The sequence below is a fragment of the Bacillus sp. Marseille-P3661 genome (assembly GCF_900240995.1).
Lineage (GTDB): Bacteria > Bacillota > Bacilli > Bacillales > Bacillaceae_J > OESV01.
The window spans coordinates 33,713-41,001 of sequence record NZ_LT965960.1; the positions used below are offsets into that span (position 1 = coordinate 33,713).

Consider the following 7,289-nt stretch of genomic DNA (forward strand, 5'->3'; position numbering starts at 1 on the left):
CAGAGAACAGCATTTGATAATTTAAACTGCTTAGAATGGTTCTTTTTTCATAAACTATAAAACATGTATAAAACAAAGAAAGACAGACGTTAAAGTCGGTCTTTCCTTGTAATATGAATTATTATTTCTTATCGATCATTTTTGACAATGAATTTAGATCCATAGGCATATTATTATTAAGGATTGACTTTACAATCATATCTTCTTTTTCTTTAGAAACACGCTTTCCAGCTAATTGGCTCACTTGTCTAATTACCTGTCTTACAGTTTTTTCATCTTTGAAGTTTGCTGTTGACAATGAATTAGCTAATTTCATAATATCATTCATATTAACTCCGGTTTTCTTTTCAATATTTCCAAACATATTATTATTTTGCATACGCTTGAAATACCTCCATTTCCTTTGACGTTAATATCATTCTATGGAGATCAAATATAAAGGGTGCCAATTCAATACAAAACAGGCATCTAAAACAATATAAGTGATGTTAACGCTACCATAAAAGGCCCATTCGTTTGTACTTTGTTAGTAATCTCTATTGAAAACTCTAACACTTTGTTGGCATTTATTTTCATTCCCTACTATAATTATTTAATAGGATTATTTTTGGAATTTTACGTTAATCGCGCTTAGGAAGGAGATGTACCATGAAAACCCATTTAGTATTCAACTCATCGATCGCATCAAACAAACCCAATAGTATACTGAATACGGATATTAACTGTCCATTTTGCGAACGTGATTTATTGACAGACATAATGGATACAGACTATCCGATTATTTTGTTAAAAAATAAATATCCTACCTTAGAGAATACTTTTCAAACTGTTATTATCGAAACAGACGTATGTCACTCTGAATTATCAGAATACAGTAAAGAACATCTCTATCAGCTAATCACGTTTGGCATTAAACATTGGAAAGAAATGATTAGCAGTGGGAAATATAAATCCGTTCTCTTCTTTAAAAACCATGGACCGTATTCCGGAGGTTCAATTCGGCACCCCCACATGCAAATAGTTGGTCTCGAGCATATTGACTATTTGAATAATGTACAAGACTATCATTTCGATGGAACAATCATTAAAAAAGAACCTGAAGTTGAATTTAATATTTCAGATCACCCAAGAATGGGCTCGTTCGAATTTAATGTCATTTTAAATCATTCTGAAGGTATTAAAACGTTTGCCGATTACATTCAAACAGCTACCCATTATGTATTAAATTACTTTAATCGGCATTGCAATAGCTATAATCTTTTCTTTTATGAATTACATGAAAAAATTGCTGTTAAAATAATTCCTCGCTTTTCCACTTCACCATTATTCGTTGGATACTCAATCCCACAAGTATCCAATAAAGTTGATAAAGTTGCGAGTCAAATTAAAGACTTATATTTTAATAAGTAAACAAGGAATTCATACTATAATTCATAACCCTAAAAGGGATTCATATTAAAATACTAAAGAGAAGCTAATCTTATGAAGAAAAGAATTAGTTTTTCTTTCTTCTCTTCATTTTAATTACACCACAGTGTTTTTTTCCTCAGCAAATTTAAGATTGATCCTTCTTTCTTACACAGGTCAGGAAAATGTATCCTGCAAGCACATTGCATAGCCCCTTCTTTCGATCATAAGGGATTCTATGTCCGCTAAAATTTCAAATAGTGTTTTTCACAGTGTTTGGCGGACATACTGGCCGCTATTTGGGGTTAAATGGCTGGTTTTGAAAGTTTCACGGACATTTATTCCGCTATTACACAAAAATGAGCCAGTTTCTTCGGGTTTTGGATGATATAGCGGAATATATGTCCGGTAAACTCAACAAATGTGCCCTTTTTTCGCTTATAAGGGATTCTATGTCCGCTAAAATTTCAAATAGTGTTTTTCACAGAGTTTGGCGGACATACTGGCCGCTATTTGGGGTTAAATGGCTGGTTTTGAAAGTTTTACGGACATTTATTCCGCTATTACACAAAAATGAGCCAGTTTCTTCGGGTTTTGGATGATATAGCGGAATATATGTCCGGTAAACTCAACAAATGTGCCCTTTTTTCGCTTATAAGGGATTCTATGTCCGCTAAAATTTCAAATAGTGTTTTTCACAGTGTTTGGCGAACATACGGGCCGCTATTTGGGGTTAAATGGCTGGTTTTAAAAGTTTCACGGACATTTGTTCCGCTATCCCGCGATAATGAGCCAGTTTCTTCGGGTTTTGGATGATATAGCGGAATATATGTCCGGTAAACTCAGCAAATGTGCCCTTTTTTCGCATATAAGAGATTCTATGTCCTCTAAAATTTCTATTGTAAATTTGATCAACCGGCAACTACACACTAGGTTGCATCTTTCTTGGCTATCAATAGCCGACAATGAAGCTTATTGTTAATAAGCCTGCTGTGGTGATTGAAGCAAAGGCGCGGAGACTCCCTTTACTTCCGTTAAATCCGCACAGCGCCAGATCCGAAATCATTAGGTAAACTTTAATGCAGCCAAAAGAAAAAAAACGTTATCTATATAGATAACGTTCCATTTTTCAAATGACCCATACGGGATTCGAACCCGTGTTACCGCCGTGAAAGGGCGGTGTCTTAACCGCTTGACCAATGGGCCATATTTAATTTTATGGCGGAGGAAGAGGGATTCGAACCCCCGCGCGGTTTAACCCGCCTGTCGGTTTTCAAGACCGATCCCTTCAGCCGGACTTGGGTATTCCTCCAAAATAAAAGTGAGCCATGAAGGACTCGAACCTTCGACCCTCTGATTAAAAGTCAGATGCTCTACCGACTGAGCTAATGGCTCATAATTATACATACAAATAATCTTGTTTATGCAGCATCTATACACTTAATTCATGCTCGATCTACTGCAAAAAACCAATACCTTTTTGCGACGTTTATTAATATAACATTATAATCTACTAATTTCAATACTTTTATTATTTTTTTTTAAAGCACTTCGATTTACGGTTAATAATTAGGATTATGGCTCTCCGTTTGGCTAAAATAGGAAAATGGGATTTTGATGACATATTTAGATTAGTTTGTTAGCTTTATTATGATGTGCCCTGTTATAGACTCGATATTTCCTACCAATTGAACGCTAAATAGATATAATTAACGATTACTATCCAATGAACTTTGTAATTGTAATATACTTAATTAAAAGGTGTAGACAAAACTCAGCTGAATAACCACCTGCCCTCATACTAAAAGGAGTGGTTATTCAGTTCCTAGTATTTATTAATTAAGAACCTCTTGTTCATATGCATCCCACACCTGATCAAAAAGTCTAACAGAATTCAGTGCAGTATCATTAAGCTCTAAATAGCTACTAATTTCATGATAATCCATTGAATATTTCGGAAAAGCATGATCGTTATAGATTTCTTCTGCAAACGCCCCTAGCTCGTCCCCTTTTTTCTTAGACCGATACTTTAAAATAAATTGATAAAAAGATTTCCTCACAGTTACCTTCCTTTCCAATATAAATACTATTTAAATGGTACTACCATCTCTTCCATAAATCTACTATTTAATTTTACGACATAACCACTTAAACTTGATATTGTGTGTTACTCAGCGCACCCCACCGCTCAAGTGCCCAAAAATACTTGAGATAGGAGTGAGTATTGTGGTAAAACACAAATTCTTTAATATATTGTCATTGGTATTTATTTTAATTCTTCTACCCATCACTAATCAAAACAATGCAAGTGCAGCACAAAAAGTATTACAGCAAGGAATGACAAACGGTTATGTCTATGACCTACAACACCGACTTCAACAGAATGGTGTTTATGATAAAAATATAACTGGGCACTTTGATGTATATACAAAACAAGCTGTTTTGAACTTCCAAAGAAATTATGGTCTTACTACGGACGGAATTGTCGGACCAAATACATGGAAGAAAATTTATAAATATACACTAACTGAAAATGAAATTGAAATACTAGCAAAATTAGTCCATGGCGAGGCACGTGGTGAGTCGTTTGAAGGAAAGGTCGCTGTTGCTGCTGTTGTTTTAAACCGAATTGACTCCAACGACTTCCCTTCTACAGTTAAAGATGTCGTGTTTGAACCGCAAGCATTTACAGCCATTGCGGATGGTCAGTATTATAATCGACCTAATAAAGACGCGTATCGTGCTGTATACGCTGCATTAAGCGGTTGGGATCCATCAGAAGGAGCACTTTTCTATTTTAATCCAAATACTGCTACATCACCATGGATTTGGTCAAGACCGCAAATTAAAAGAATTGATAAGCATATCTTTGCTATGTAATCATAATTGGAAGTATAATAAAAACGTCACAGTTGTGGCGTTTTTTTGCATTCATGTGATTTATATCACACTCCCTATAATTAGGCTTTGATATACTAGTACAAAAATATGAAAATCAGGTGATATGTAATGAGTTTTGAAGTTCCGTACGATTTAATTGGTGGCGAGGAAACCCTCGATAAACTAGTAAATGCTTTTTATCCAAAGGTATATGCGCATCCAGATTTAGCACCTCTATTTGAAGGTGAAATGGCGGAAATAATGAGAAAGCAAAAAATGTTTTTAACTCAATTTTTAGGGGGACCTGCTTTATATAGCATGGAATTTGGGGCACCAGCTATGAGAGCTCGCCATATGCCATTTGAAATTACACCAACACGTGCAAAAGCATGGCTAGCATGCATGAAAGAAGCGATGGATGACATCGAATTAGATGGGCCTATACGAAAAGAATTTTATGATCGATTAACACAAGTTGCTGGGATCATGATTAACACGCCTGATAATGAATAAGGGCGTGTTTTTCATTTATTTGCACGTCTCCCTCCCCTTGTCCCTATCCACTAACAAAATTTTCCTCCTCAACAAAACGTATGTATCATTATTCCATGCCAATAATAACTGTAATTAAACATGGAGATGAAACGAATGTGGACAAAAATATTTAAGATCTTTTTATTATTAACACTGTTTTATATACTTTTAAGTCATTCTGTTTTTGCTAATGAAAGAATTACAGCTAACCCTACGTTCCCTGTAAGCTTTAAAATTCAAAAGCTACCTTGGAATGAAGTCAAAAAAATTATTCCGAGATATTCTAAGTTTAGAGTTATCGACCTTGAAACAGGAGCAAGTTTTCAGGTACAAAGAAGAGCAGGAAGTAGACACGCTGATGTCCAACCGCTTACGAATAAAGATACAGCGATTATGAAAAAGATTTATAACGGAAAATGGAGTTGGAATCGAAGAGCTGTTTTAGTTTTAGTGAATGATCAATTGATCGCAGCATCTATGCATGGAATGCCACATGGGGCAGGCGCATTAGTAAATAATTTCCCTGGCCATTTTTGCATTCACTTTCATGAAAGTACAACACATCGGTCTTCACAGCCAGATCTAGGTCATCATTTAATGATTTTGAGAAGTGGTGGTGAATTAGAACATTATCTGCAAAATAGTAGTGCAGAACAAATGATTAACATATTTATGACCGCCCTAAATAACGAAGATTATAAATTGTTAAAAGCAATTACATACAGTAATAACGCTAAAAAACATAAAAAGGATTTACATCAATTAATAAATAATGTTGACATGATTAAATGGGAAATCGTTATGCCACAACAAAAAACTCAATTCGCACTAGGCACAACGATACAAGTTAAAATTCATATGTACACTAAGAAAAATGGTCTCCAACGGGAACAACTGGACCTAGAATTAAGCAGAGCTTTTTTTAAGGAGTCTTGGAAGGTTAACATATCATCACTTAAAAAGCTGCGCTGATAGACATTACGAGCGGAGGAATTCACAACAAAGAGGGATGCTATTACATGATTTATACATGGTTAACTCTACTTTTTCTACTTTATCAACAATTTCATATACCTGATAATATTACAATTACTGAAAATGGAAAAACCGTCGAAAGCGTGAACCGCCAAGAGTTTACGATACCCTTAACTGACACTTTTATCGACGTAGAGAAGTACAATGAGTTTGTAAATAACATCGAGAGCAAGATCTATAAAGAACCTACTAATGCTTCCCTTGACGATAATGGCATCATTACCCCGGAGCAAACCGGTTACAAATTAAATCGCCAAGCATTCGGGGATCAATTTTATTCGTACTTTTTTAACAATGGTCCAGCAACGATTGAGATTCCTGGCTTAGTTGTATTTCCTAAAGTTGATAGCGAACTTCTTGCTTCCATTAAAACTAAACAAATTGGCTATTATATTACGTTTTTTAATTCTCGTAATAAAGAAAGGTCACATAATATTGAACTTGCAACTCAAGCCATAAATAACCATGTTGTCTTTCCTGGTGAAACATTTTCTTTCAATTCAGTCGTTGGAAAAAGAACAAAAGATAAAGGTTATTTACCAGCACCAGTCATTGTTCGCGGCGAATTAACAGAAGGAATTGGTGGCGGAATATGCCAAGTTTCCTCGACACTATTTAATGCCGTAGATCGGGCAGGACTTTCCATTGGTGAGCGTTACTCACATAGCAAAAGAGTTCCTTATGTTCCTGAAGGTCGTGATGCTACAGTAAGCTGGTATGGTCCAGACTTTACGTTTCATAATAAACACAATCAACCTATTTTAATTCGTGCCAAAGCAATACATGGTAAAATGATTGTTACTGTATATTCCTCTGATGTTATTGATAATGCACCGAGAAAGGTTGAAAATGCACCCAAAAAGCTTCCTAAAGAAATAAAAGAAAAACAGCAGTTTCCGGACGCGCTCTTTCATCATTAGCATTACCTATACCTAGCACTGAAGGGGGTGCTTACCCCCCTTTTTATTATTAGCTCTGCTAAACTCAGGTGTTGGTTTTAAGTTTCAGAACTCTAGCGGGGATACCAGAGGGGAGCGGTGAGCACCTTCTGCGCTTTGCACCTGCACGGTCTCACGGGATATCAGTCTCGCACCTTCCGCTTTAATTTACATCGATTGCAAACCAACATTGAGCCTATAACCTATTTATTAGAGAAGTCAGTAGAAGATACTTTAAAAATCTATTATGAAATTATGATACATAAAATATTGAAGCAATATTTTTCCATACTTGAAACAGAATGTACTAATTTATGTTACTTCAATCTCTAAAAAATCAAACCTTAAAAAAAAACCAACCACATAATGTGATTGGCATAATTAACAATTTAAGCACGATTACTTAACTTGAGCGATTGCTTTATCGATATCTGCTCTGATTGCTGTTAATGTTGTATAGTTTACTTGAGCCTCAGTGTTATTGACTGTTTCTGT

The 7,289-nt window shown here is 35.3% G+C and carries 7 protein-coding genes and 3 tRNA genes; 5 read left to right on the forward strand and 5 right to left on the reverse strand.

Annotated features, from left to right (window positions below):
- Positions 1–121: 121 nt before the first annotated feature.
- Positions 122–379 carry a stage VI sporulation protein F gene (locus C1724_RS25195; protein ID WP_102349811.1) on the reverse strand — a complete coding sequence of 86 codons (258 nt, stop codon included), beginning with the start codon at positions 377–379 and terminating at the stop codon, positions 122–124.
- A 269-nt stretch (positions 380–648) separates the two neighbouring features.
- Between C1724_RS25195 and C1724_RS25200 the strand changes: the two genes are divergently transcribed.
- The gene (locus C1724_RS25200; RefSeq protein ID WP_102349813.1) at positions 649–1,410 is read left to right on the forward strand and encodes a DUF4931 domain-containing protein; all 762 of its coding nucleotides are present in this window, start codon (positions 649–651) and stop codon (positions 1,408–1,410) included.
- Between the two features lie 1,131 nt (positions 1,411–2,541).
- Here the strand turns inward: C1724_RS25200 and C1724_RS25205 are convergent.
- From C1724_RS25205 to C1724_RS25220, 4 genes are all read right to left on the reverse strand, one after another.
- Positions 2,542–2,613 (reverse strand) — tRNA-Glu (locus tag C1724_RS25205).
- Between the two features lie 13 nt (positions 2,614–2,626).
- Positions 2,627–2,719: transfer RNA gene (locus C1724_RS25210), tRNA-Ser, on the reverse strand.
- Between the two features lie 10 nt (positions 2,720–2,729).
- Positions 2,730–2,802: transfer RNA gene (locus tag C1724_RS25215), tRNA-Lys, on the reverse strand.
- Between the two features lie 440 nt (positions 2,803–3,242).
- Positions 3,243–3,467: a YozE family protein gene (locus tag C1724_RS25220; RefSeq protein ID WP_102349815.1), complete on the reverse strand. Its 225-nt coding sequence runs from the start codon at positions 3,465–3,467 to the stop codon at positions 3,243–3,245.
- Between the two features lie 166 nt (positions 3,468–3,633).
- Between C1724_RS25220 and C1724_RS25225 the strand changes: the two genes are divergently transcribed.
- The 4 genes from C1724_RS25225 (at position 3,634) to C1724_RS25240 (ending at position 6,776) form a co-directional block, all read left to right on the forward strand.
- On the forward strand, positions 3,634–4,287 hold the full coding sequence (locus C1724_RS25225) for a cell wall hydrolase (RefSeq protein WP_102349817.1): 654 nt from the start codon (positions 3,634–3,636) through the stop codon (positions 4,285–4,287).
- A 129-nt stretch (positions 4,288–4,416) separates the two neighbouring features.
- Complete coding sequence (locus C1724_RS25230; protein WP_102349819.1) at positions 4,417–4,800, forward strand: globin domain-containing protein; 384 nt, start codon at positions 4,417–4,419, stop codon at positions 4,798–4,800.
- A 135-nt stretch (positions 4,801–4,935) separates the two neighbouring features.
- Complete coding sequence (locus C1724_RS25235; RefSeq protein WP_102349821.1) at positions 4,936–5,793, forward strand: hypothetical protein; 858 nt, start codon at positions 4,936–4,938, stop codon at positions 5,791–5,793.
- Positions 5,794–5,840: 47 nt separating this feature from the next.
- Positions 5,841–6,776: a VanW family protein gene (locus tag C1724_RS25240; protein WP_102349823.1), complete on the forward strand. Its 936-nt coding sequence runs from the start codon at positions 5,841–5,843 to the stop codon at positions 6,774–6,776.
- Positions 6,777–7,289 lie beyond the last annotated feature (513 nt).